Source organism: Chloroflexota bacterium, assembly GCA_013152435.1.
Classification (GTDB): Bacteria; Chloroflexota; Anaerolineae; order DUEN01; family DUEN01; genus DUEN01.
The window spans coordinates 1-24,262 of the sequence record JAADGJ010000140.1 but is presented as its reverse complement, the minus strand read 5'-3'; the positions used below and the strand labels follow the sequence as shown (position 1 = coordinate 24,262).

At 63.2% G+C, this 24,262-nt stretch carries 22 protein-coding genes and 2 pseudogenes; 14 read left to right on the top strand and 10 right to left on the bottom strand.

Annotation, left to right across the window (positions count from 1 at the left end; genetic code table 11):
* From GXP39_19040 to lepB, 7 genes are all read right to left on the bottom strand, one after another.
* A partial coding sequence (locus GXP39_19040; GenBank protein ID NOZ30131.1) for an alpha/beta hydrolase occupies positions 1–514 on the bottom strand: 514 nt, incomplete at its 3' end.
* Positions 483–1,505: an aminopeptidase gene (locus tag GXP39_19035; protein NOZ30130.1), complete on the bottom strand. Its 1,023-nt coding sequence runs from the start codon at positions 1,503–1,505 to the stop codon at positions 483–485. The genes GXP39_19040 and GXP39_19035, both read right to left, overlap by 32 nt.
* Before the next feature lie 331 nt (positions 1,506–1,836).
* A complete protein-coding gene (locus GXP39_19030) occupies positions 1,837–2,625 on the bottom strand; it encodes an NADPH-dependent oxidoreductase (GenBank protein ID NOZ30129.1) in 789 nt (262 codons plus the stop codon).
* A gap of 28 nt (positions 2,626–2,653) precedes the next feature.
* On the bottom strand, positions 2,654–3,367 hold the full coding sequence (locus tag GXP39_19025; protein NOZ30128.1) for an MBL fold metallo-hydrolase: 714 nt from the start codon (positions 3,365–3,367) through the stop codon (positions 2,654–2,656).
* A 116-nt stretch (positions 3,368–3,483) separates the two neighbouring features.
* The gene (locus tag GXP39_19020; protein NOZ30127.1) at positions 3,484–3,735 is read right to left on the bottom strand and encodes a hypothetical protein; all 252 of its coding nucleotides are present in this window, start codon (positions 3,733–3,735) and stop codon (positions 3,484–3,486) included.
* A 20-nt stretch (positions 3,736–3,755) separates the two neighbouring features.
* Entirely contained in the window at positions 3,756–4,454 is a 699-nt protein-coding gene (deoC, locus tag GXP39_19015) for a deoxyribose-phosphate aldolase (protein NOZ30126.1), read from the bottom strand.
* A 188-nt stretch (positions 4,455–4,642) separates the two neighbouring features.
* The gene (gene lepB, locus GXP39_19010) at positions 4,643–5,197 is read right to left on the bottom strand and encodes a signal peptidase I (GenBank protein NOZ30125.1); all 555 of its coding nucleotides are present in this window, start codon (positions 5,195–5,197) and stop codon (positions 4,643–4,645) included.
* A 355-nt stretch (positions 5,198–5,552) separates the two neighbouring features.
* On the opposite strand from lepB, the gene GXP39_19005 reads away from it, so the two are divergent.
* The 7 genes from GXP39_19005 to GXP39_18975 all read left to right on the top strand — a co-directional run bounded on the left by GXP39_19005 (position 5,553) and on the right by GXP39_18975 (position 12,777).
* Positions 5,553–5,924, top strand: a complete 372-nt coding sequence (locus GXP39_19005; protein ID NOZ30124.1) for a (2Fe-2S) ferredoxin domain-containing protein — start codon at positions 5,553–5,555, stop codon at positions 5,922–5,924.
* A gap of 38 nt (positions 5,925–5,962) precedes the next feature.
* Entirely contained in the window at positions 5,963–6,442 is a 480-nt protein-coding gene (nuoE, locus tag GXP39_19000; protein NOZ30123.1) for an NADH-quinone oxidoreductase subunit NuoE, read from the top strand.
* Positions 6,443–6,456: 14 nt separating this feature from the next.
* Positions 6,457–8,097 (top strand): NADH-quinone oxidoreductase subunit NuoF, encoded by a 1,641-nt coding sequence (gene nuoF / locus GXP39_18995; GenBank protein ID NOZ30122.1) that lies wholly within the window; start codon positions 6,457–6,459, stop codon positions 8,095–8,097.
* A gap of 45 nt (positions 8,098–8,142) precedes the next feature.
* Entirely contained in the window at positions 8,143–10,110 is a 1,968-nt protein-coding gene (locus tag GXP39_18990) for a molybdopterin-dependent oxidoreductase (GenBank protein NOZ30121.1), read from the top strand.
* Positions 10,111–10,233: 123 nt separating this feature from the next.
* Positions 10,234–10,776 (top strand): NADP oxidoreductase, encoded by a 543-nt coding sequence (locus tag GXP39_18985; protein NOZ30120.1) that lies wholly within the window; start codon positions 10,234–10,236, stop codon positions 10,774–10,776.
* A gap of 14 nt (positions 10,777–10,790) precedes the next feature.
* Positions 10,791–12,221: a Ni/Fe hydrogenase subunit alpha gene (locus tag GXP39_18980; protein ID NOZ30119.1), complete on the top strand. Its 1,431-nt coding sequence runs from the start codon at positions 10,791–10,793 to the stop codon at positions 12,219–12,221.
* A 25-nt stretch (positions 12,222–12,246) separates the two neighbouring features.
* Positions 12,247–12,777, top strand: a complete 531-nt coding sequence (locus tag GXP39_18975) for a hydrogenase maturation protease (GenBank protein ID NOZ30118.1) — start codon at positions 12,247–12,249, stop codon at positions 12,775–12,777.
* A 210-nt stretch (positions 12,778–12,987) separates the two neighbouring features.
* Here GXP39_18975 and GXP39_18970 read toward each other — a convergent pair whose 3' ends face one another.
* From GXP39_18970 to GXP39_18960, 3 genes are all read right to left on the bottom strand, one after another.
* Positions 12,988–13,281: an RNA-binding protein gene (locus GXP39_18970; protein ID NOZ30117.1), complete on the bottom strand. Its 294-nt coding sequence runs from the start codon at positions 13,279–13,281 to the stop codon at positions 12,988–12,990.
* Between the two features lie 21 nt (positions 13,282–13,302).
* Positions 13,303–13,512 carry a cold-shock protein gene (locus GXP39_18965; GenBank protein NOZ30116.1) on the bottom strand — a complete coding sequence of 70 codons (210 nt, stop codon included), beginning with the start codon at positions 13,510–13,512 and terminating at the stop codon, positions 13,303–13,305.
* Positions 13,513–13,747: 235 nt separating this feature from the next.
* Entirely contained in the window at positions 13,748–15,958 is a 2,211-nt protein-coding gene (locus tag GXP39_18960) for an alpha/beta hydrolase (GenBank protein NOZ30115.1), read from the bottom strand.
* A gap of 370 nt (positions 15,959–16,328) precedes the next feature.
* Between GXP39_18960 and hypA the strand changes: the two genes are divergently transcribed.
* From hypA to fdhF, 7 genes and pseudogenes are all read left to right on the top strand, one after another.
* Positions 16,329–16,682: a hydrogenase maturation nickel metallochaperone HypA gene (gene hypA, locus GXP39_18955; GenBank protein ID NOZ30114.1), complete on the top strand. Its 354-nt coding sequence runs from the start codon at positions 16,329–16,331 to the stop codon at positions 16,680–16,682.
* Positions 16,666–17,315: pseudogene (gene hypB / locus GXP39_18950) on the top strand (hydrogenase nickel incorporation protein HypB). Before hypA ends, hypB begins: the two are co-directional and overlap by 17 nt.
* A 179-nt stretch (positions 17,316–17,494) precedes the next feature.
* Positions 17,495–17,710 (top strand): hypothetical protein, encoded by a 216-nt coding sequence (locus GXP39_18945; protein NOZ30113.1) that lies wholly within the window; start codon positions 17,495–17,497, stop codon positions 17,708–17,710.
* The gene (locus GXP39_18940) at positions 17,707–18,099 is read left to right on the top strand and encodes a type II toxin-antitoxin system VapC family toxin (protein NOZ30112.1); all 393 of its coding nucleotides are present in this window, start codon (positions 17,707–17,709) and stop codon (positions 18,097–18,099) included. The genes GXP39_18945 and GXP39_18940 overlap by 4 nt, the downstream gene beginning before the upstream one ends.
* 661 nt (positions 18,100–18,760) lie before the next feature.
* Positions 18,761–19,237, top strand: a complete 477-nt coding sequence (gene nuoE / locus GXP39_18935; GenBank protein ID NOZ30111.1) for an NADH-quinone oxidoreductase subunit NuoE — start codon at positions 18,761–18,763, stop codon at positions 19,235–19,237.
* A 122-nt stretch (positions 19,238–19,359) separates the two neighbouring features.
* Positions 19,360–20,950 (top strand): annotated as a pseudogene (locus GXP39_18930) (NADH-quinone oxidoreductase subunit F).
* 9 nt (positions 20,951–20,959) lie between these two features.
* On the top strand, positions 20,960–23,767 hold the full coding sequence (gene fdhF / locus GXP39_18925; protein ID NOZ30110.1) for a formate dehydrogenase subunit alpha: 2,808 nt from the start codon (positions 20,960–20,962) through the stop codon (positions 23,765–23,767).
* Positions 23,768–24,262: the final 495 nt, after the last annotated feature.

The following is a 24,262-nucleotide window of genomic DNA, read 5'->3' as shown; positions in this document are numbered from 1 at the left end:
GGGCCCGGCCGGGCATCGTGGAAGCCAACGCCCGAAGCAGCAGCTCCCGATCGGTGCGCATCTGCTCCAGGTATTGCAGTGCCTCGGGGGGTGTCTTCACGCCCCAGGCGGACGGGGGAGCGATCAGGGTCAGGGTGAGGATGGGGCCGGGGCGATCCAGCGTCATCTGGAGCGCCACGGCCGCCCCGTAGGCATGTCCCACCAGGTGGAGATCGCCGATCCCCAACGCGTCGACCAGGGCCCACAGATCGGCTGTCTGCGTGGCGATCTCGTAGTCGTCAGGCGCATCCGCCGGATCGCTTCGGCCGCAGCCGCGCAGATCGGGCGCGATGGCCCGGTATCCCTCGGGGAGCAGATCCAGGGTCGGCTCCCACCACCGGGCGTTGCCGAACGACCCGTGGACGAAGAGGATGATCTCCCTCGCCTCGTTCCAGGTAGTGTTGCCGTAGTCGGCCGGTCTCAACGAAGGGCATTGGATCTGGTCACTCCAGATAGTGTGGAGCGAACGTCCCATCCCTCATGATGATCTCCCCGTCCACCTCGATGGTGCAACGGGTGGGGATGACGTCCACATGGACCTGAGACGCCCAGTCGGCGCCCGTCTCCTCCGGATATGGGTTGCCGAAGGCGACGTGAACGCCAGGGATCTTCTCGTCCTGAAGCAGGTTCCCCGTCAGGTGCCGCAACGCGATGTTGGTGCCGATGGCGAACTCCCCCAGGCGGGTCCCGTTCTCGGCGGAGCGCAGGTATTCGGATAGCTCAATCGCGATGTCGGGGTTCGCGCAGGCGATGTCTGTCACTCTGCCCTTTTGCACGTGCAGCCTGACCGGCGTCGCCAGTACGCCGTATCGCTCGCTGAAGTAGTCCCCCAGCACGTCGACCACCAGCGTGCCCTCGGCGGTGAGCGGCGCGGTGAAGATCTCCCCCTCGGGGAGGTTGCCCCAATCGCCCTGCCGGTGGTAGATGCCGGTGCAGGGCACCCACCGTCGCTCCGGGCCGAACTCGGCCGTGAATTCGGTGCCGGCGGGGGTGGTCACGCGAATGCGACGAGCTGTGCGTACTCGCTCCCAGACTCGGAGCGTCACCCGCTCGATTTTACGGTAGTCGGCGGTCATGCCCTCGCGCATCAGACGGGGGGTGATGCCCGGCATGTGTCCGTGGCGCACGTTGAGCTCGTCGATCAGGTAACGGTGCAGCGTGATGCGAAAGCTGATCTCACCGGGCTGGGCAGAGGCCGCGTAGAAGGTGACGGTGGGTGACAGGGCCCTGATGTCGGCCGCGAGCGCCTCCGGCAGCTCGGTGATGGGGCGGTCTCCGTATCGCTCCAGCCGCAGAAGATGTGTATGGGGGGTGATGTCGCTGGCTTCCTGGGCCAGCGCCTGTCCGATCGCCAGCGTCGGCTCATCGCTGATGATCACGACGCGGTCGTCAGCCCGGACGCCCATACAGGTCTGCACGGCCACCCGGGCTCCTGGAAGCAGTGCCTGTTTCTCCGTGTCTGACATGGGATGGTGGTCTCCCCTGTTTAGGATTGACTATAAGAGCGCGAATCCCATTGGTATCAACTTAAGCGATATGGAAGCGTGGCCCCGCATCTCTAGGGTGGCTCGGAGGGGCTGCCGCCCCTCCGAAGAACTCTATTTTCAGGCCCTCATCTGCCCCGTGGGGCCGGAGGCCACCGGCCGAAGCCCCAACCAGGCAGGGAAAAGGCGAGAAAAAGAGTTTTTCTGCGGAGAGGAAGCCCCTCCGCACCTCCCCTTTCAGGTGCGACCGCCCGTGAAGAGGAAAAGCGACAGGCGGGGGCCTCGCCCATGCTGTTTAGTTGATACGAATAGACTATAAGAGCGCAAATCCCTGCTCCTGGATCTCCTGGCGCAGGTGGGTGCGCGCGGCCTGCGAGGCGCGACGAGCGGAGTGCTCCAGCCAGCCGTAGGCCTCCATCTCGCCGGGTTTGCCGGGCACCGGCACCTGCCGGCCGGCGTAGATGCCGCTGGCGGCCATCTCGCGATCGTATGCCAGCAGGTCCTCGTCGAGGTGGGAGGTGTCGTAGCGCTCCCAATGGAGCACGGCGCGCAGCGGTAGCCGTGGCTTCAGCGCGGGTGCTTCGGCCGGCCATCCCAGCGTGAGCCCCACGACGGGGAAAACCCGTTTGGGCAGCCCGAGCAGCTGGATCACCTCCCGGGGGTGGTTGCGGATCGCGCCGATCATGCACGCCCCCAACCCCAACGACTCGGCGGCGAGCACCGCGGTCTGCAGCACGATAGCCGCGTCGACGACGGCGACCAGGAAGGTTTCCATGTGGTCCGCCTCCAGCGGGTAACCGCGCAGTTCGCAAACCCGTTCCAGCCGGGCCAGGTCCGCGCAGAAGGCCAGGAAGACCGGGGCCTCCCGCACATGCTCCTGGCCGCCGCAGAGCTCACACAGCTGGGCCCGCTTCTCGGCGTCGGTGACCGCGACCACGCTGTACGTTTGTAGATTGGATGATGTGGACGATCGTTGCGCGGCCGCCACGATGGCTTCGATCATCTCGCGTGGCAGAGGATCGGGCTTGTACTTGCGGATAGATCGGTGTGAGCGGATCACCTGTAGCGTCGGATTATCCAGGGAGGGAGTTCCCGTGCTCATGGTCAACCGTGATCTCCTTTCGGCAGGATCAGGGGGATGTTTTTTGTAGCTTTTGGGCCAGCGCCTGGAGTTGGGCCTGCGCCCCTGTCAGGATCGGCTCGCCGTGCCCAAGGCATAGGGTCTCCACCTCCAGGCGGGCCAGCCGTTCGATATCCCGAATGGCGGCGGCCGGATCGGCCGTGAAGAGGGGCGGTTGCGAGGCCAGCTCCCGCCTCGCGTTCCGGACGACGTCACCCGCGATCAGGACGCGCGCATCGGGGTGGTAGTAAGCCGTGTGCCCGGGGCAGTGTCCTGGCGTGAAGACGGCCTGGAACCCGCCGGGGAGGGAGGTCCCGTCCACGATGAGTTCGTCCGCCTCTGTGGGGATGCAGTGAAAGATCGGCCCTAGTAGGAGGTGGATGGGCAGGTTGGCCATCTTCCCCAGGAGGCCAAGCCCCAGTGGGCGGCGTAGGCGGCCCTGCAGGATGGCTCCCGTCACCGCGTGGCACACGATGGGCGCCCCTGTGGCCTGCCTGATGGCTCTCATCCCGCCGATATGGTCGAGGTCGCCATGGGTGATGAGGATGTGGTGGATCTGCGATGGTGTGAATCCCTCTGCGGAGAGGGCGGATAGGATGGAGCGTGCGTGCCACGGCATGCCGGTGTCGAACAGGATCAGGCCTTCCGCATCCTGCCAGACGTATACCCCCGCGCCGGGGGCGACCTCATCCACCCACCACAGCCGATCTCTCAGTTGACGCATCCACATGCCTCCGGGCCCGTTGGGGGCACGAGCCGGGATCTCGGACTCAAAATGCCCCAGGCCATGCAGCCCGGGGCGATATGCTCAAGGGCGAAGCGGCGTGTCATCAGGTCGTGTCAGAAGTGGCGTAGCCGCGTGCGTGCGTGGTTCATGATCTCGTACAGGTCGTTGACCTCCACGTCCAGTGCCTGGGCCAGGGCGGATATGCTGGTGAAGTGCTCCGCCTCCAGTTTCGTCAGCCGCTCCCTCTCCTCCGCGCTCAGCCGGCGGCCGCTCAGCACTTTCTCGGGCGCTTCGAGCAGCCGGAGCCGACAGTCGGGGCATTGCCAGGCGTGTCCAGCCAGGATCAGCAGTTCTTGGGCTGCCATAGTCTCATGTTCCTTTGTCGTTACCCTGTGGATTCGCTGGAGGATGCGGCCGCTCGCTGGCGGGCCTCCTCGACGATGCGGACGCCGGAGCTGGTGCCGATGCGGTTGGCACCGGCCAGCACCATCTGTCGCGCCTGTTCCAACGTGCGGACGCCTCCGGCCGCCTTCACGCCGAGGGCGCCTCCCACCACCCGGCGCATCAGCCGGATGTCGGCCTCTGTGGCCCCGCCGGGCCCAAATCCGGTGGCGGTCTTCACGAAATCGGCGCCTGCCACATGGGCGATGATGCACGCGGCCACCTTCTCCTCGTCGGTCAGGTATCCGGTCTCCAGGATGACTTTCAGCAGGCCATCGCGCTCGTGTGTGACCTCGGCCACGGAGCGGATATCGTTCCAAACCAGGCAGAAGTTACCAGATTTGAGGGCGCCGATGTTCAGTACCATATCTAGCTCCGCCGCGCCGTGGGAGAGCAGCACCTTCGACTCGAACGCTTTGACCTCGGATGTCGTCACGCCTAGCGGGAAGCCGACCACGGAGGCCACCTTGACCGGCGAGCCGCTGAGGGCGTGCGCGCATTGATCCACCCACGTGGGATGAATGCATACGGCCGCGAAGCGGTATCGCTCTCCCTCCTCGCAGAGCGCCGCGATCTGTTGTGCCGTGGCGTCCGGCTTCAGCAGGGTGTGATCGATCATCTGGGCCACTTCTTCTGCCGTCATCGTGAAAAGGTCCGGCTGAGGAGGAGGCGGTGGGGGCGGTTCATAGCCCGCTGCCGATTGTCCCAGCGCTCGCAGCACTCGCTGGGTGACCCGCTCAATCATCTTGTCCATATCTGCTGTGCCCTCCGGTATAGCCATGAGCTGTCCTCCTCTCAGTAAGCGCGCGGCAGCGTGCGTGGGGGCTCGTGTCAAGGGCCTACTTCCAGTGTATAATGGGGGACAACGGACCAGTACTGTGGCGGCCAGTAAGAGATCCACGCCTTGCCGATGACCAGATCCATGGGCAGGAGTCCCCAAACGCGTGAGTCGCTTGAGTTCCCGCGATTGTCCCCCATGACATATAGCTGGCCAGGGCCGACCGTGACGGGCTCCACGGAGAGGGCATCATGCAGCAGTGGATACGGCTCCTGGAGGGCGGCCCCGTTGATGAACACCTGACCCTGTCGCACCTCGACTGTATCCCCCGGCAGCCCGATCACCCGTTTGATGAAATCCCGGTTGGGGTTTTTCGGATACCGGAAGACGATCACGTCGCCTCGGGACGGGCGTCCCAGCTTGTAGGCCAGCTTGTTGATGATCAGGAATTGTCCATCGTGGAAATTGGGCTCCATGCTGACCCCGTCGATGCGGAAATTCTGAATGACGGAGCGGATCAGGAGGAAGATGATGAGCGTGAGGATCAGGGTTTCGATCAGCTCTCGTAAAGTGCCTTCTACACTGCTTTGTGTTGGGTGGGGATTGATCGCTTCAGAGGTGGGAGAAGCCGGGATAGAAGAAGCGCTTCCCGCGTTGGTCACGTCGGACAATCCTTTCCTCAAGAAGTTGGCGCTATTATAGCACCCTCAGACGGCGGCGACAAATATATATTCGATAGATTGCTGCGGTGTGAGCGGCACCATATGGGGATGTGGGGGCCGGTCCGTTTTCCTATTGAGAATTCGGGGTTACAGTGTACAATATGATGCCTGTCATATGGACGCCGACTCGGCGGTGATAACATTCACGTGGTGGTGATGATATTCACAAGGGTGCTCAGGATCTGGCTATGGTTTGCAGGCAGACCTGGAGAACCCGGGCGAAGCCCCGTAGGAGGAATCTATGCCAGTCGTGAGGTCGCTCGAGGGCTTGGAGCGTCTGCGTGAGGAGATGTTGCAAAGGCGAAAGGCCCAGGAGGCCACTGGTCAAGCCCGCATCATCGTCGGTATGGGGAGCTGTGGGATCGCGATGGGCGCTCAGGAGACAATGCAGGCTATCCTCGACGAGATCAAGTCGGAGAACGTGCAGAATGTCGTGGTAAAACAGACCGGCTGTCTCGGGCCATGCGAATGGGAGCCCATCGTCGAGGTGATCGACGGGGAAGGGCGGAAGGTATTGTATGGCAAAGTGACGCCGGAAGCGGCGCGTCGGATCGTGAAGGAACATGTGGTTGGCGGGCAAGCGATACAAGAGTGGGTACTCCCGGCATTCTAGCGGGCGTAGAGCTCGTTTGTTCTTGAAGGAGGGAGGGCATGACGATCGCCGTTCGGGAAGATTTGGATGTACGTGCCGTGGTGCAGGCTGCGGTCGAGCGGCACGGCGCGACCAGGGAGGAATTGGTCGCGATCTTAAGCGATGTGAACCGGGAGATGGGGTACATCCCGGCGGAGGCCTTCGAAGAGGTGAGCCGGCTGCTCCAAATCCCAAAGGCGCAACTGTTCTCGGTGGCCAGCTTTTACAAGATGCTCGCGATAGAGCCTCGGGGCCGACATGTGATTCAGTTTTGCGAGAGCGCGCCTTGTCACGTCGTCGGCGGAGGGGAACTGTGGCGCGCCCTGCGTGAGGAACTGGGGTTGGAGCCCGGGGAGACCAGTGCGGATGGTCGGTGGACATTGGTCACCACGAGTTGCATCGGCCTGTGCGGCGTGGGCCCCGTCATCGTGGTCGACGATGATGTGTACGGCAATGTGACTCCCGAGCAGTTGCCGGAGATCCTGGCGCGTTACGAGTGAAGGAGAGGGGGATAATGAAGGTGATTCGCTCGATGGTCTTGGTCGCGAGCGATCCCGGAAGCGCGGATCGTGACGCACAAGAGGTCTATCGTCGGCTACAGGAGGAGATCCGATCTCTTGGCCTCGTCGAGGAAGTGGTCGTGACCACGATGGGGTGTGTGACGCGGCAAGAGGCCCATCCATTGGTGATCATCTACCCTGAGGCGGTCGCGTATGGTCCTGTGAAGCCGGACGATGTGCCCTTGTTGGTGGAGAGGCATTTGCGGGAGGGCCAGATCGTCACGGATCGGTTGGTGCCCAAGGAGCTTTTTGGGCCGATCTCTTGGCTTTCTGCCCGGCGGGGCACGTTGCCGGCCGAGCAGCGGGTTGTGCTGCGGCGTGCTGGCGTGATCGATCCAGAGGATATCGAGGATTATATCATTTACGGCGGGTATGAGGCGTTGGGCAAGGCGTTGACCCAGATGACACCCGACGAGGTGGTCGGTGAGATCTCCAACGCGGGCTTGCGGGGGCGCGGCGGCGCTGGGTTCCCCACCGGCTTGAAGTGGCGCTTCGTCGCGCGAGAAAACCGCACGCCCAAGTACGTCATCTGTAACGCCGACGAGAGTGAGCCCGGGACCTTTAAGGACCGTCTTATCCTGGAGGGGGATCCGCACAGCGTCATTGAGGCGATGGTAATCACCGGCTACGCCGTCGGGGCGAGCGAGGGATACATCTACGTGCGTGGGGAGTATCAACTGGCGCAGGCCCGGCTACGGAAGGCCATCGCCCAGGCGCGGGAGATGGGTTTCCTGGGCGAGAACATCTTCGGCTCTGGGTTCGATTTTGATATCCACATCCACTCCGGCGCCGGCGCGTACATCTGCGGTGAGGAGACCGCGCTGATCGAGTCGATCGAGGGCAAGCGAGGGGAGCCCCGGGCGCGCCCGCCGTATCCCACGACCCATGGCCTGTGGGGGCAGCCGACCGTGGTGAACAATGTAGAGACGCTGGCCAACGTGCCCCCCATCATCCAGAACGGGGCCGATTGGTATCGTCAGTTTGGTACCCCGCATAGCCCCGGGACCAAGGTGTACACCATCCTGGGCAACGTGAACGTCACGGGATTGATCGAGGTGCCCATGGGGATCACCTTGCGTGAGGTCATCGCCATTTACGGCAAGGGAATACGCAACGGGGCTACGTTCAAGCTGGCGCAGACGGGCGGCTCCAGCGGGTCGATCATCCCGGCCAGTTTGCAGGATACGCCCATGGACTTCGACTCCTACGCTCGTGCGGAGGTTTCGCTGGGATCGGGCGCCCTGCTGATCTGCGATGAGAACACCTGCGCGGTCGACCTGACCCGGGTCTTGCTAAACTTCTTCCGGAAGGAGAGCTGTGGCAAGTGTACGCCCTGTCGGGTTGGGACGGAGCGGGCCTACCGGATCCTGACGGACATCGCTGAGGGGCGTGGAACGCTCTCCGGCATTGAGGAGCTGGAGATGCTGATCGGCGGGCTGCGTCAGCTGTCCAACTGTGGGCTGGGTCAGGCCGCTGCCGTGCCCGTTCGCGATATCCTCAGGCATTTCAGGGCGGAAGTGGAGGCGCACATCAAGCTAGGGGTTTGTCCCGTCGGTGTCTGCCCGATGAGCGAACGGCAGCTCGTCGTCGCGTAAGCCCGGGATCACGGGGCAACCTGTACGAGATGGAGAGGGTGGATAATGGTCCGTTTGACGATCGATGGTCGAGCCGTGGAGGTCCCGGAGGGGACAACGGTGTTGCGAGCGGCCGAGAAGGCCGGTATTGACATCCCAACCCTGTGCGATCATCCGGAATTGACCCCGTATGGTGGCTGTCGCCTCTGCATGGTGGAGGTGGAAGGCGTGCCCGCACTTCAAACCTCCTGTACGCTCCCGGCCACCAACGGTATGGTGATATACACGAACACCCCCAGGATCCGAGAGGCTCGTCGACTCATCCTGTCGTTCCTCTTCGGTGATCGGAATCACTTCTGTATGTACTGTCAGGTGAGCGGCGGGGATTGCGAGTTGCAGAACGCGGCCTACCGAGAGGAGATGACCCATTGGCCGCTGCAACCCGGCTGGCGTCCTTACCCGGTGGATGCCTCCCATGAGGATTTCGTGCTGGATCACAACCGCTGCATCCTCTGTCGGCGCTGCGTGCGCGCCTGTGGGGAGTTGGTGGGCAATTTCACGCTGGGGGTGCGTGACCGGGGGGCCCAGACGATGATCATCGCCGACCTGGGCGTCCCATTGGGCGAGAGCACCTGCGTCAGCTGTGGCACCTGCGTGCAGGTGTGCCCGACGGGCGCGCTCATCGATCGCTTCAGCGCCTATCGCGGCCGAGATGCCGAGATCGAGCGGACGAAGACCGTCTGTGTGGGGTGCAGCGTGGGCTGTGGGGTGGAGCTCATCACGCGTGAGAATCACCTGATGCGGATCGATGGCGATTGGGAGGCGCCGGTGAACGACGGCGTATTGTGCGAGGTCGGTCGCTATCAGCCTCTCAAGGATGAGCGCGCTCGCATCGTCACCCCGTTGGTGCGCAAGAATGGGACGCTAAAAGCGGCATCCTGGGATGAGGCGCTGGACGTCGTCGCCGAGAGGTTGAAGCCGTTGGTGGGGCGCAACGGGGACGGGGTGGCCGCGATCGCCTCAGCCCGGCTGCCGGCCGAGGTGCTCTACCTGTTCAAGCGGATTTTCGCGGACGCTGTGGGAAGCGGGATGGTGACCAGCACGGGATGGAACTCGGCATGGGCGTCGATCGTGAAGAGCGGTCGCGTCTCGGAGAGGGGGCTGGATGCCCTGAAGTCGGCCGACTGTGTGGTCGTGCTGGGGACGGATCTCGTGCAGGACCATCAGGTTGCCGGGTTCTTCGTGAAGCGCTCCCTGCCCCAGGGGACGCGATTGGTCGTCATCGATCCGGCCGACAACGCCTTGAGCGAGTGGGCTCACTATGTGCTGCGCCCGCAGCCGGGGACGGAACGTGATCTGCTGCTGGGCATCATGGCGGCGGTGGTGGAGTTGGCTGGCGAGCAGTCTAATCGTGATCTCTCCGAGCACAGCCCGGAGCTGGCCAGCCAACGGACGGGCGTGGCGGCCGATGAGATCCGCCGGGTGGCCCGCGTGGTCGCCTCCTCTCAGAAGCCGGTCTTCGTCTATGGCGATGGCGCTGCATCGAACGGATCGGCCGGGATCGTGGAGACCATGGCCCAGTTGGTCAATCTGATCGAGGCGCCGGGCGAGGGATATCCAGCGCTCGTGGCCGTCTGTGGGCAGGCCAATGGCCTGGCGGCCGCCGCGTATGGTCTGGATCGGGCATTCTCCGTGGGCGGGCACCAGGTCGCCTATCTGGCCCTGGGCGACGAGGATCCCGACCAGGCGCTCGTTCAGCCCCTAGAAGGGGTGCCCTTCATCGTTGTGCAGGCCAGCCATGTGTCGGCTGCGACGACGATGGCCGATGTTGTGCTGCCTGTGGAGACATGGGCCGAGCAGGAAGGGCATTACCTGAATCTGGAAGGACGATTACAGGAGGCGCATCGCGGGCTGACCCCGCCGGAGGGGGTCTGGTCCAACGTGCGCGTCTTGCAGAGCCTTGCCGAGAAGTTGGGGATCACGTTGGATGACGGTTGGGAGCAGGCGTTGAGAGCTCGCGTGCCCATCGCGTGAATGGACGGCGTGATCCCGGTAAGCCTCCGGCCGGAAGAGCGGCGTGGGGGCGGATCTCCCCCGGCTATGGAGTGAGCGGTTGGGTGAGAGGTTACTTCTATAGGTGGAAAAGGAGCATTGAGAATGGCGAAACCGAAGATCGCGAGCGACTGGCTGGCGGCTTGCGCTGGGTGCCACATGTCCTTGCTGGACATCGACGAGCGTATCGCGGAGATCGCGAAGCTCGTGGATATCCGGGCGACGCCCATCACGGACCTCAAAGAGCCGGATGAGGATGGGGTCGATGTGGGCATCCTGACCGGCGCGGTCAATCTGACCACCAATGAAGAGGTCGCCAAGCGGATGCGCGCGCGTTGCAAGATCCTGGTGGCGATGGGGGATTGCGCCGTGTTCGGCGGTGTGGTTGCCATGCGGAACTTCTTCAAGCTGGAGGAGGCCCTGCGCAGGGCGTATGTGGAGACGGAGAGCACCGACGAGGAAGGGAAGATCCCCTCGAGCCCTGAGCTGGGTTCCCCAACCCCGGTCCGAGCCTTGCGTGAGGTGGTGGATGTGGACGTCTTTGTCCCGGGATGCCCGCCTGATCCTGACGTGATCTACTACGTCTTGAGCGAGCTGGCGCAGGGGCGGATACCGGAGATCAAGGACGAGAAGCTTCACTGGCACTGATGGGGGGAGTGGATATGGCGACGCAGAAGATCACGATTGAGCCGGTAACCCGCATCGAAGGTCACGCGAAGGTTACCATTCATATCGACGAGAGCGGGAACGTCGAACAGGCGTACCTGCACATCAACGAGTTCCGAGGGTTCGAGAAGTTCTGCGAAGGGCGGATGTACTTCGAGATGCCCATGATCACCCCCCGCATCTGTGGCATTTGCCCGGTGAGCCACCACCTGGCATCGGCCAAGGCCTGTGACGACCTCGTGGGGGCGCCGGCTCCCCGTCCGGCTCATCTCTTGCGGGACCTCATGCATATGGGCCAGGTGATCCAGAGCCATGGCATGCACTTCTTCGAGCTCGCCGGCCCCGACCTGTTGCTGGGCTTCGACGCGGACCCGGCCAAGCGAAACGTGATCGGCCTGCTCCAGGCGAACCCACAGCTGGCCGTAAAGGCGGTGCGCCTGCGCAAGTTCGGACAGGAGATCATCCGCATCCTGGGCGGCCGTCGGGTGCATCCGAATTTCGCGATCCCCGGCGGGGTCAACAAGGCGCTGGAGCCGGCTGGGCGGGACCAGATCCTGGCGGGGGTGGATGAGGCCATCGCCACCATCCAGGAGGGCATCGCCATCGTCAAGGATTGGGCGGAGAAGAACCGGGAGGACGTCGAGAGGTTCGCCGTCTTCTCCAGCGGATATATGGGGCTGGTGACGGACGAAGGCGGTTTGGAGCTGTACGACGGGGTATGCCGCCTGATCGGCTCTGACGGCGAGCGATGGGAGGAGTTCGACGGCCATCATTACCTGGATTACATCGCCGAGCGCGTGGAGGACTGGTCCTACCTGAAATTCCCCTATTACAAGAAGCGGGGATGGCCGGATGGCGTCTACCGGGTAGGGCCGTTGGGACGACTCAACGTGGCGGAGAAGTGCGATACGCCACTGGCCAATGAGGAGTTGAAGACGTTCAAGGCGTTGAACGATGGCAAGCCGGTGGAGAACACCCTTTACTACCATTATGCCCGGCTGATCGAGACCCTCTTCGCCGCCGAGCGGGTGAAGGTGTTGCTGGACGACCCCGATATCCTGAGCAAGGACATCGTGAATACCCATCGTGAGTTCAAGGGCGAGGGCGTAGGCATCATCGAGGCCCCGCGCGGCACCCTGTTCCATCACTACTGGGCCAACGAGGACGGCCAGTTGGAACGGGTGAACCTGATCGTCGCCACCGGGCACAACAACTGGGCGATGAGCAAGGCGGTGGAGACGGTGGCCAAGACCTATCTCAGCGGCCAGACCATCCGCGAGGGGTTGCTGAATCGGGTGGAGGCGGCCATCCGGGCGTACGATCCCTGCCTCTCCTGCTCGACGCATGCGGTGGGTCAGATGCCGATCATCGTGGACATCGTCGATCCCCAGGGCGCGGTGGTGGAGACGCTGCGCCGAGATGGATGACTCGATCTGGCGGATGAGGAGCGAGATGAGGGACGAGCGGCGCGTCCTGGTCCTGGGATACGGCAACCTCAGCCGGGAGGACGACGGCATTGGGTTCCACGTGGTCAACGCGGTGGCCAGGCGGCTGGGGCGACCGCCGCTCACGCTGGATGACGATGGCTTGTCGGACCTGGGGCAAGCGGTGGATCTGGTGTTCCAGCCGCAGCTCGTCCCTGAGCTGGCGGAGCTCATCATCGACTACGATGTGGTCTACTTCGTCGATGCGCATACGGGCGCTTACGAGGAGACGATCCGCTGGGAGAGGCTGGAACCTGGCTATGTGCCCTCTTCCTTCACCCACCACCTGACGCCGGCGACGTTGCTGGAGGTCGCATCGACCCTCTACGGTCGGGCGCCGGTGGGATACCTGGTATCGGTGCGTGGGTATCGGTTTGGCTTCGGCATGGAGCTGTCGCCCGAGGCGAAGGAGCTGTGCGAGGCGGCGGCGGAGCAGATCGTGGCGAATTTGCCTGGTGGTGTTCCCGCCGTCCTGAAAGAGGCGGCGCAGGAGTTCTGATAGAGCTTGCCCTCCCTTCCCTTTCCCTCTCTCCGAAGGCCCCCAGGCGCCTGGGGGCCTTCCACTTTGGCCGGGACGGGACACACAAAAAAGGCCAGCAACGGATTGCTGGCCCTTTTCGGTCGGTTTCTCTTTTGCGGCCTCTGGCCGGTAGGACGCTACGGTCTGTACGGCGCAGAGACGGCGCTTACTTTATAGAGTTCGTCGGCTTTACCACCCACGACGGTCGCGTCGGCCTCGGTCGCCGCCGCGCTGTCCCGGGGGACGGGCCTTGTTCACGGTAAGGGGTCGGCCGTCGACTTCCTGGCCGTTCAGTGCGGCGATGGCCGCCTGGGCGGCCTCATCCGTTGCCATCTCGACGAAGGCGAAGCCCCGAGGGCGCCCGGTGTAGCGGTCTGTCACCACGTTAACCGAGAGTACCTCTCCGTGGGCTGCGAACAGCTCTTGCAGCCTACCTTCCGTCGTGTCGTAGCTCATGTTGCCGACGTATATTTTCTGGGTCACGTTACACTATCTCCCTTTGGCCTACTGAGGCACGACGCTGACGGCTTGCAGACCCTTGGGGCCCTGCTCAACGGAGAACTCGACGCGCTGTCCCTCGTCCAACGTTTTGAAACCATCCATCAGGATGGCCGTGTGATGGACGAAGACGTCCTCGGCGTTCTCGCGCGAGATAAAGCCGTAGCCCTTGGAGTCGTTGAACCATTTTACGGTTCCAGTTTCACGATCGTTCACAGTCTTTCTTCCTTTCAAAGACACTTGTAGTTTCTTGGGGCAGGATCCAAGCGGCCTATAAAAACAAGCCGCCTGGACTTGTAAAAGTCCAGGCGTGCACTTTATGACACTGACTTGGAATCTTACCCGTTCGTGAGAGTCATTATATCAGACCTGTTGAGAACTGTCAAATTCCATTTACGGCGTTGTAGGGCTTTTTCAAATGGGTTTTCACACCCTTCCGGGCCCTATTCGCTCAGGTGCTCCCTTCATCGATGATCAAGGGAAAGTAGAGCGGCTTGCGCAGGAGTCCTTCGATCCAGTTGACGATCAGCCGGGTGGGCGTCTCATCGATGCGGGCGATCGCCTCCATCTCCGAGTAGTGGCCGTAGCCTGCCAGATAGCTGATCGTTACCCTCTGCCCCTGCGCCTCTAGCTGGTTCTTGAAGAGGATGCTTTGCTCCGTGAGGTTGAGCAGCTCATCCTCTGCATAGAGCAGGTAGAAGGGGGGCAACGTGGTGCCGGATATCACGTAGGTGGAAGGGGACGCCTGTTCGAGGGCCTCGGCGTTGTCGAATCCGCCACGGAAGGTCTGTGTGACCACGCTGCTCCAGAAGGCGTGGTTGAGGTCGGTTAGCTCATAGGCGCCGCTCATGCTGATGACTCCCTGGATCGCCGGCCGCAAAGTGGTCGCGTGGTCGGGATGCGTGGCCAGCAGCGATGCCAGATGTCCCCCCGCCGAGTGGCCGAAGACCACGATCGCGTCGGCGTCTCCGCCGTTCTCTTCGATGTGGTCCATCACCCATCGAAAGGCGGCTGCCACGTCGTCGATATTGTCGGGGTACCAGGCGGCCTTGGTGCGATAGGGTTCGTTCCCCGGCTGACCACAGGTGTCCCTGTCAGGGCAATATTGATCGGCGATGAAGACCTGGTCGGAGGTCAGGCGATAGTCGATGACCACGGTGACCCAGCCCTTCTCGCCGGTGAAGGGGCGGGCTACGAAGGAGTACCAGTCCCTGTACCCATCGGTCCAGCCGCCACCGTGCACGAAGAACACCACCGGTTGGTGGTCCAGCAACGCCTGGCCGTCATGTGCCCGATAGATGGTCAGCGCTCGGATCTCGTAACTTTCCTTGTCCGAGTATGTCTTGCCCTCGCTATCGGGTCGCATGTCCGTGATCAGGAACGGAGTCGTGCCGTAGACGAAGTCCTTCTTGTAGACGGTGTACGTGCCGGTGATGCCGATCACCGGCTCCCCCCAGTCGGATGATGGCGGCGGGGTGTCGGGCTGGGGGGCTTGTACGGCGGCCGCGGAGGTTGACACGGTCGTGGTGCTCTGGATCATCAGCGGCCAGTACACGCGGTGGGTCGGCGATCGCTGAGCCAGCACGGCGGCGGCGATGCGGTCGGCCCAGGCCCGCCGTTGGGCCGGGTGCTCGAAGTCCCACTGATGGACGAACGTGTACAGCGTCTCGCTCAGGGTGGGGCTGCCGTCGATGGCCGTCAGCGGCGTGTCCATGCTGAGCGGATAGTGTGTCCCCTCCCGCTGTCGGCTGCGGGCGGCCAGCTCGCTGTAAATATGCTGGATGGCGGCGTCCGTGCGCTGGGAGTCGGTGTATGTGTAGAACTCACGTCCGTGCACGTCGTCGGGTTGGGGGTCGAGGGGGTTGTAATCGCATGCAGGGTGCCCGGCCAGCGTGTGGGTAGCCCAGGGCATCCCCAGGCTATCCATGTGGGCGATGCACTCCTTGTGCGAGTAGTAATCGGCCAGGGAGTGCAGGTAGGTCGCGAAGGCCTCCAGCGATCCGGCCTGGATGCTCGTGGTGATGACGGCGGTGCGCGTGTAGAGGCAGGAGGCCTGCATCACGGTGGGCTCGGCCGGCCCACCCCAGGCGTAAGCCTCGTAGGCCGTCAGCGTGCTCGTCACCCCCCATCCCCAGTCGCGAAGCGCGCCCAGCTCTCGATCGTTGTTGTGCGGGAAGTGGAAGAACGGTGAATACGGCCCGAATCTGGAGGTCACGCAGGTGTCCTTATCCTGCATGCTGTCCCACATCGGCCAGATCATGTGGGTATGGGGTTGCCAGCCGCACACCTCATCGGGATCGGGCGTGGGGTAAAACGCTCCCCCAGCGCAGTTGGTGTACGAGATCGCGTCGCCGGGCCCGATCTGCTCCGAGTCGACCAACTGGTCCCAGATCTGCAGCGTGATGCTGTCGGTGACGGAGAAGCCGGCGGCCAGGGCCAGCACGTAGGTCAGGTCATCGTGGATCGTGCTGATCTCCTCCCACTCCTCCCCCGTCTGGCCGGTGTAAGGGTCGCGAAAGCGGATGGGCTCCTCGGCGAACGCCCAGACCAGGCTGGCGCAGGCGAGCAGGGGAAGGGCGATCGCGATGGCGAGCCGCGCGCAGCGCACGAGGATCCCGCCTGCCGAAAGGCGGGACAGGACGGCGAGCAGGTCGATCTTCATGATTCATGTCTCCTTTTGAATGTACAAGGGCCATCGTTGCCCGGGGCGCGCGCCAGCCTTTCGGCGAGCCCGTTGGGGCAGTAGGACTGGCCGTGGCCAAGTTGACTCATGAGATGTCAAGGAGCATGTTGAGGAGCGAGGTAAGGATCTATGTGCGTTCCGGCTCTTTTGCATGCGATTATACATGCGTGAGAGGATTTGTGGCAAGGCGCTTTACCTTCCGTGTGACGGGCAGATGAGGATGTTGCCTTTGGGGGGGAGGTTTCCCCGGCGTTTCCCTGATAGGGGACGTAGCTGGGTTCAGCTCCTCTGCCCGCGAGTTGAGCCCGATACCCACCCGTGCTACAATACGTTCATGCACGAGTTGCCTGTGACGGAGAGCATCCTGGAGATCGTCGAGCGCCACGCGACCGCCGCCGGGGCGACGCGGGTCACCCACATTCGGTTGGTGGTGGGGGACTTCACCGGGTTCGTGCCGGATTCGATCCAGTTCTACTTCGATATCCTGAGCAAGGATACGCTGGCGGAAGGGGCTCGGCTGGAGATTAGGCGCCAGCCCGGGCGCATCCGCTGTCAGGGGTGCGGTCACGTATACGAGCCGGCGGATGGGCAGATATGGGTCTGCCCGGAGTGTGGTGGCTTGGGCGGCGACATCGTAGCCGGCAAGGAGATGTACATCGAGAGCATCGCCGTGTCCGAGGAGAGTGATGGAGATCAAAGTTGAGGAGCAGATCCTGGGCGCCAACGAGCGATTGGCGCGAGAGAACCGATCCTTGTTGGATCGGGCAGGCGTGTTGGCGGTGAACCTCATGGCCTCGCCCGGAGCGGGCAAGACGAGCCTGATCCTGCGCACCATTGAGGCGATGGGCGATCAGGCCCGGCTGGCCGTGATCGAGGGCGATCTGGCCTCCAGCGTGGATGCGGATAAAGTGCGGGAGGCTGGCGTGCCCGCGGTGCAGATCAACACCGGCGGTGGGTGCCATCTGGACGCTCCCATGGTGGCCGGTGCCCTGCGCCAGCTCGATCTGGACGGGGTGGATATCCTGTTGATCGAGAACGTGGGCAACCTGGTGTGCCCCACCAACTTCGCCCTGGGCGAGCACTGGCGGGTGCTGGTGGCCAGCGTCCCAGAGGGGCATGACAAGCCGATCAAGTACCCGTCCAGTTTCATGGACATGGACGTGGTAACAAGATCGACCTGATTCCCTACATCGACTTCGACTGGGAGATCTTCCAGCGGGCGGTGCGGGCCATCAACCCCACGGTGCCGATTCTGCAGATCTCCTGCCGCACAGGCGAGGGGATAGATGCCTGGGTGGCGTGGTTGCTTGCTGCGGCGGCTCCCACGTCGACGTAGGTGAAGTATGGCCAAGATCCACCGGCTCTCCCTATCGCTTCACAACCGGGGACCTATGTGATATACTTTGATTGTTGTGGCCGACCTTCCTCCCTTGGCGCTCTGAAGAGCGATTGAGTTTGGGTGGTGAGCGGTTATTTTCAGGAGTTTGTGTATAGAGGGGGAAGGGAGAAGAGGATATGGAAGCTTATCGGATTGAAACCGTTGTTGCTCAGGATGGAACCCTTATCATTAGAGGCCTTCCTTTTCGTGCGGGGGAGGAGGTGGAGGTTATCATCCTCAGCCGTTTTCGCAAGCCTAAGGAAAAAGAACGCTATCCTTTGCGGGGTAAGCCGGTCCGCTACCTTGCGCCATTCGATAGCGTCGCCGAGGATGATTGGGAAGCATTGCAATGATCGTGCTCGATACTCATATCTGGGTGTGGTGGGTGCATGGGGATGAGCATCTCACCCCAACTCAGGTTGAGATCATAACCGCTCACGAGGAGGACGCGATTGGAATCAGCGCTATTTCGTGTTGGGAGATAGCCAAGCTGGCTGAGTATGGCCGTTTAGAGTTGCCGTGCCCACTGGAGGAGTGGTTTGAACAGGCACTCAGTTATCCCGGCGTCCACTTGCTTGCGCTAACACCAGAGATAGCCATTGAATCAACCAGATTACCGGGACAATTTCATCGTGACCCCGCAGATCAGATCATTGTAGCTACAGCCAGGGTATATGACTGTGCACTTGTGACCTCGGATGAGAGGATATTGGATTATCCATATGTTACAACAGTCAAGTGACGGAGCCTAACACTCATCGCAGCTGACTATTCTCTCTTGGTGCTCTGATGGGCGACTAAGTTTGGCCGAGAGTGCGATCATATACTTGGGTGGGTGCTGACGGAGGCGCCCGCGACCAGAAGGTGCTGAACGCCTTCCCGGTTTCCGCATGCCGGGGAGGCGTTTCTTTCAGAGCGTGTCTGAAAATTTACCGGCAAGATGTTTTGAGGGGGCTCCCTCAACGACCAGCTTCGCAGGGGGGGTGTGGAGGGGTCCTCCCTTCCACCGGAAATCCCGCTTTTCCGGCCTGTACCTGCCTCTCTCGGCCCTTTCCGCAGGCCCCAGGCCGAGGCCAGGCAGGTCGAGGGCAAAAGAAGGGCTTTCCGGAGGGCGGAGCCCCTCCGGGCCTCCCCACAGCAGAAGCAACAGCATTTTCCAGACACACTCTCGGAGCGTGTCTGAGAGATTCTGTGGAGGAGGAGTCCCTCCACACCTTCTCCTGTGGAACATGCAACTGAGGGTATCCTCAGACATCCTGCCGTGAGTGTTCGGATACGCTCCAAGTGATCGAGTGCATTGTCATAGTGATTCAGCCCCTCGTGAAGGCGGACGATGCGCAGCCGGGGGAGCGGAGGCCGCCGAGGTTTCCATCGGGGATGCAATCATCAGAGAGGGGGAAGCCATGAGTGAGCAGAGCACGCTGGATCTGACGCCCGTCGAGCCGATCCTGGCCGAGTTCGCCGATCAGCGCGGCGCCGTCATCCCGATCCTGCAACGGGTTCAGGACATCTACGGATGGCTGCCGCCCGAGGCGATGCGGCTCATCGCCAAGCGGCGGCGCGTGCCGATCACCAAGCTCTACGGCGTCGCCACCTTCTATTCTCAGTTCTACCTCACCCCTCGAGGCCGCCACCGCATCCGGATCTGTGATGGGACGGCCTGTCACATCAAGGGGGCCCCGCAGATCATCGAGGCGCTTACGAAGGAGCTGGGGATCCAGCCGGGAGAGACGACGCCTGACGGCGCCATTACGCTTGAGGTGGTCTATTGTCTGGGGTCGTGCGGGCTGGCCCCTGTGGCCTACGTGGATCAGCAGGTGATGGGGCGCCTCGATCCTGAGGAGGCCGTTGCGGTGGCCCAGAAACTTAGGGAAGAGTGACGGGAGGGTCCAGTATGGCCGATAGAAAGCTTTCGTCACCGGCGGCGCTCGACGAACTGCGGGATCGCACGCTGGCCTCTTTGACGGAGCGGCGCAAGCGGGGCGCGATGATCCTGGTAGGTATGGGGACCTGCGGCCGCGCGGCGGGGGCCCTGGACGTCCAGATGGCCCTGCGGGCGGCCATGCGCAAACATCGTGTGCGGGCTCAGGTCGGCACGGTGGGGTGCATCGGGATGTGCTCTTACGAGCCGCTGGTGGATGTAGCGCTTCCCGGTCAGACCCGGGTGACCTATGCGAACGTCACCCCGGAGATGGCCGAGCGGATCGTGGCGGAGCACCTCGTCGGCGGCAAGCCGGTGGAGGAGTGGGTGTTGGGGCAGATGGCCTACGAACCGCTCAACGGCGGGGCCGATCGGATGGATCCCTTCTACCCAGACATCCCGTTGTATCGCAAGCAGCTTCGCATCGTCATGCGCAATTGCGGCATCATCAATCCCGAACGGATCGACGAGTACATCGCTCGGGATGGTTACCAGGCCCTGAAGAAGGCGCTGACGGAGATGACCCCCGAGCAGGTCATCGATGAGGTGATCGCCTCGGGGTTGCGGCGGCGGTGGGTTCCCCACCGGACGCAAGTGGGCGATCACCCGCCAGTCGCCGGGGCAGCCCAAATACGTCGTCTGTAACGCGGACGAGGGCGACCCGGGTGCCTTCATGGACCGCAGCATCCTGGAGGGAGATCCCCATTCCGTGATCGAGGGGATGGCCATCTGTGGCTACGCCGTCGGCGCCGAGGAGGGGTACATCTACTGCCGCGCCGAGTATCCGCTAGCCATCGAACGGCTGAAGACGGCCATCGCCCAGGCGGAGAGGTACGGCTTGCTGGGGGAGAACATCCTGGGCACCGGGTTCAATTTCCGCCTCTTCATCAAGGAGGGGGCCGGTGCCTTCGTGTGTGGCGAGGAGACGGCTTTGTTGCGCTCCATCGAGGGGCAGCGGGGCGAGCCGACGCCCAAGCCGCCGTACCCGGCGCAGTCTGGCTTATGGGGCAAGCCCACCAACATCAACAACGTGAAGAGCTACGCCTATATCCCGCCCATCCTCCGCAGGGGCGCTGATTGGTTCGCCGGCATCGGCACGGAGCGGAGCAAGGGGACGGCCGTCTTCGCTTTGACCGGCAAGATCGCCCGGACCGGCCTCATCGAGGTGCCCATGGGCATCACGCTGCGGGAGATCATCGAGGAGATCGGCGGGGGCGTGCCTGGCGGCAAGAAGTTCAAGGCGGTGCAGACGGGCGGCCCGTTGGGTGGGTGTCTGCCGGAGTCGCAGCTGGACACGCCGGTGGACTACGACTCCCTTCAGGCGGCCGGGGCGGTGATGGGATCGGGCGGCATGATCGTGGTGGACGAGGACACCTGCATGGTGGAGTTCGCCCGCTTCTTCCTGGACTTCGCCGCGGCCGAGTCGTGTGGCAAGTGCGTGCCGTGCAGCATCGGGGGCACGCGCATGCTGGAGGTGCTCAATCGCATCCTGGACGGGCAGGGCCGCATGGAGGACCTGGATCTGATCCAGGAGATCGCCCGTTACATGCAGACTGGTTCCCTGTGCGCGTTAGGGCAGCTCACCCCATCGCCGGTTCTCAGTGTGCTTCGCTATTTCCGCCACGAGTTCGAAGAGCACATCCGCACAGGCCAGTGTAGCGTGAAGCACTAGGAGGACGGGATGAAAACGGTCAACATCACGATAGACGGTCGGCAACTCTCGGTGCCTGCGAGCTTCACGATCCTGGAGGCTGCACAATCGGCGGGCATCGATATCCCCACGTTGTGCCATCACCCGGCCTTGCCCCCCAGCGGCGGCTGTCGCCTCTGCGTCGTGGAGGTGGAAAGGGCTCGCAATCCTCTGCCCAGCTGCACGACTCCCGTGTCCGAGGGCATGGTGATCCGCACGCAGACGCCGCTGGTGGAGGGCATTCGTCGCTTCGCGCTGGAGATGATCCTGTCCAACCATCCGCTGGATTGCATGAAGTGCGAGGCGGCCGGGGCGTGCGAGTTACAGGACCTGGCCTATCGGCTGGGGGCCCGGGAGCGGGCCTACCCCGGGCGTCAGCCGGAGTTCACACTGGAGGACGATAATCCCTTCGTCGCGGTGGACCTGGCCAAATGCGTCCGGTGCCGTCGATGCGTCCGCGCCTGTGAGTACATGAACGGTGTTGAGGCTGTCGGCGTCTTCAACCGGGGCTTTGAGACGCACATCGCCTTTGGGCCGAACAGCACGATGCTGGACAGCCCGTGCGAGTTCTGCGGCATCTGCGTCAGCGTCTGCCCCACCGCCGCGCTGTGGCCCAAGCAGGCCATCGGCCAGGGCCGGGCCTGGGAGCTCGACAAGGTGCGCACAGTCTGCACGTACTGCGGGGTGGGATGCCAGATCGAGCTCAACGTGGATCGAAAGCGCAATCGCATCGTGTACGTTACCCCGGCCTGGGACGGCCCGGCCAATCACGGGCGGACGTGCGTCAAAGGGAAATTCGGCAACGACTTCGTGAATCACCCCGACCGACTGACGAAGCCGCTGGTGCGCAAGTGGCTGCTGGAGCCGAACGGGACCAAGCCGAAGAATGGCCAGACGACGGAGGGCAACGACTTCGTCGAGGTGGACTGGGAGACGGCGCTGAATATCGTCGCCGAGCGCACGATGGCGATCCGGCGGGAGTCCGGCGGGGACGCGCTGGCGTGCCTGGCCAGTGCCAAATGTACCAACGAGGAGAACTACCTCATCCAGAAGCTGGCCAGACAGATATGGGGGACGCACAATGTAGACCATTGTGCTCGCCTCTGACACAGCCCCACGGTCGCCGGTCTGGCGACAACGTTTGGCTCCGGTGCGATGACCAACAGCATGGATGACATCGCCACGGAAGCGAAGAGCTATCTGATCATCGGCTCCAATATCACCGAGCAGCATCCGGTCTTCGGCATGCGCATCCGGCAGGCGGTGAAGCAGCGCGGCGCCGTGCTCATCGTGGCCGACCCGCGCCGCATCCCGATCACGGAGTTCGCGACGCTGTACCTGCAGCACAAGCCGGGCACGGATATCGCGCTCCTGAACGGGTTGGCCCACGTGCTCATCGCGGAGGACCTGATCGACCACGAGTTCATCGAGAGCCGCACCGAGAACTTCGAGTCGGTGCGGGATGCCGTGGCCGAATACACGCCCGAGCGCGTGGCCGAGATCACGGGCGTGCCCGCGGAGGATATCGTGGAGGCCGCCCGGCTGCTGGCGGCCAACCGGCCGGGCGCGCTGCTGTACGCCATGGGCATCACCCAGCATACGACGGGCACGGCCAACGTGATGGCGTGCGCCAACCTGCAGATGCTCCTCGGCAACATGGGGATCCCGGGCGGCGGCGTGAACCCGCTGCGCGGGCAGAACAATGTGCAGGGCGCATGCGACATGGGCGGCCTGCCGAACGTCTACCCCGGCTATCAGAGCGTGACGGTGGAGGCCAACCAGCGCAAGTTCCAGGAGGCGTGGGGGGCGGAGCTGTCCACTCAGCCTGGGTTGACGGTGGTGGAGATCATGAATGCCGCTCTGGACGGGAGGGTGCGTGGCCTCTACATCATGGGCGAGAACGTGCTGCTCTCCGATCCTGACTCCAACCATGTGCGAAAGTGCCTGGAGGCGGTGGAGTTCCTGGTCGTGCAGGAGATCTTCCTGAGCGAGACGGCGGCGCTGGCCGATGTGGTGCTGCCGGCCGTCAGCTTCGCCGAGAAGGAGGGCTCCTTCACCAATACGGAGCGGCGCGTGCAATGGATCCGGAAGGCGATCGAGCCCATCGGGCAGGCGCGGCCCGACTGGGAGATCCTGGTCGATCTGGCCAACCGCTGTCTGGCGTTGGACGACGATCTGCGGCAGCGCGTGAGCCAGGCGCCTTACGGCCCGTGGAGCTATGCCAGCCCGGCCGAGGTTCTGGCGGAGATCGCCAGCCTGACGCCGATCTACGGCGGCATCCTGTACGAGCGGCTGGGGACGCAGGGTCTCCAGTGGCCTTGTCCCGATCCGGAGCATCCGGGGACGCCCATCCTGCATGTGGGGAAGTTCTCCCGGGGCAAGGGGCGGTTCATGCCCGTCGAGTATATGCCGCCCGCCGAGGTGCCCGATGAGGAATATCCGCTCACGTTCACCACTGGGCGCCTCCTGTTCCACTATCACACGGGGACGATGACGCGGCGCAGCCAGGGGCTCGATGAGAAGGTCCCATCGAGCACGGTGGAGATCCACCCCGAGGATGCCCAGCGGTTCGGCGTGCGTGACGGCGACACGGTGCGCGTGCGCAGCCGCCGCGGCGAGGTCGTCACGACGGCTCAGGTGACCGAGGACGTGATGCCGGGGGTGGTCTTCATGACCTTCCACTTCGCCGAGTCCCCGGCCAACGCGCTGACTCACGCGGCGCTGGATCCGGTGGCGAAGATCCCGGAGTACAAGGCCTGCGCCGTCTCCATCGAGCGGGTGAACGGCGCCGCGCCTTGATGGTCCTGGCGGCTATAGAAAGCCGCCCTACCGTTTTGTTTTCTTCTACCGCGGAGATATGATGGGGAGGTCGGGTTTCTTACCCGCCCCCCTGGTTTGGCCTTTCGGGTAGCGAAGGGCACTGCCCTTCGCTACCCATACCAAGATATAGGGAGATGCCATAAAAGAGGCCGCATATATAGGGTCTCAAAGAAAAAGGCCAAACTCCAGGGTCGGGTTTCTTACCCGACCTCTGCCCTATAGAAGCCGAGGTTCTCTGAGAACCTCGGCTTCTTCGTTGAGATTGACTGGGAGTTCCTGCCCATGCCATCCGGCGAGGTGATCAGGAGATATGAGAAATACATTCACTCCAAGGATGCACATGTATTAGCCGCTGCTGTGGAGGGCGGTTCTCCATTCTTGTTGACGCTCGATCGTCGGCACATCCTGGCTGCAGCCGACGCGGTGAAGCGAGCCGGTCTGCCCATCGTGATCCTGCGGCCTGGAGACTTCATC

Bases quoted from the DNA above. Each gene is read 5' to 3' on its own strand.
- GXP39_18985 (NOZ30120.1), top strand. From the start codon at position 10,234: ATGGCGAAACCGAAGATCGCGAGCGACTGGCTGGCGGCTTGCGCTGGG.
- nuoE (NOZ30123.1), top strand. From the start codon at position 5,963: ATGACGATCGCCGTTCGGGAAGATTTGGATGTACGTGCCGTGGTGCAG.
- GXP39_18940 (NOZ30112.1), top strand. From the start codon at position 17,707: ATGATCGTGCTCGATACTCATATCTGGGTGTGGTGGGTGCATGGGGAT.
- GXP39_18975 (NOZ30118.1), top strand. From the start codon at position 12,247: ATGAGGGACGAGCGGCGCGTCCTGGTCCTGGGATACGGCAACCTCAGC.
- nuoF (NOZ30122.1), top strand. From the start codon at position 6,457: ATGAAGGTGATTCGCTCGATGGTCTTGGTCGCGAGCGATCCCGGAAGC.
- GXP39_19005 (NOZ30124.1), top strand. From the start codon at position 5,553: ATGCCAGTCGTGAGGTCGCTCGAGGGCTTGGAGCGTCTGCGTGAGGAG.
- GXP39_19020 (NOZ30127.1), bottom strand. From the start codon at position 3,735: ATGGCAGCCCAAGAACTGCTGATCCTGGCTGGACACGCCTGGCAATGC.
- GXP39_19025 (NOZ30128.1), bottom strand. From the start codon at position 3,367: ATGCGTCAACTGAGAGATCGGCTGTGGTGGGTGGATGAGGTCGCCCCC.
- nuoE (NOZ30111.1), top strand. From the start codon at position 18,761: ATGAGTGAGCAGAGCACGCTGGATCTGACGCCCGTCGAGCCGATCCTG.
- GXP39_18980 (NOZ30119.1), top strand. From the start codon at position 10,791: ATGGCGACGCAGAAGATCACGATTGAGCCGGTAACCCGCATCGAAGGT.
- GXP39_18945 (NOZ30113.1), top strand. From the start codon at position 17,495: ATGGAAGCTTATCGGATTGAAACCGTTGTTGCTCAGGATGGAACCCTT.
- GXP39_19030 (NOZ30129.1), bottom strand. From the start codon at position 2,625: ATGAGCACGGGAACTCCCTCCCTGGATAATCCGACGCTACAGGTGATC.
- GXP39_19035 (NOZ30130.1), bottom strand. From the start codon at position 1,505: ATGTCAGACACGGAGAAACAGGCACTGCTTCCAGGAGCCCGGGTGGCC.
- GXP39_18960 (NOZ30115.1), bottom strand. From the start codon at position 15,958: ATGAAGATCGACCTGCTCGCCGTCCTGTCCCGCCTTTCGGCAGGCGGG.
- GXP39_18990 (NOZ30121.1), top strand. From the start codon at position 8,143: ATGGTCCGTTTGACGATCGATGGTCGAGCCGTGGAGGTCCCGGAGGGG.
- deoC (NOZ30126.1), bottom strand. From the start codon at position 4,454: ATGACGGCAGAAGAAGTGGCCCAGATGATCGATCACACCCTGCTGAAG.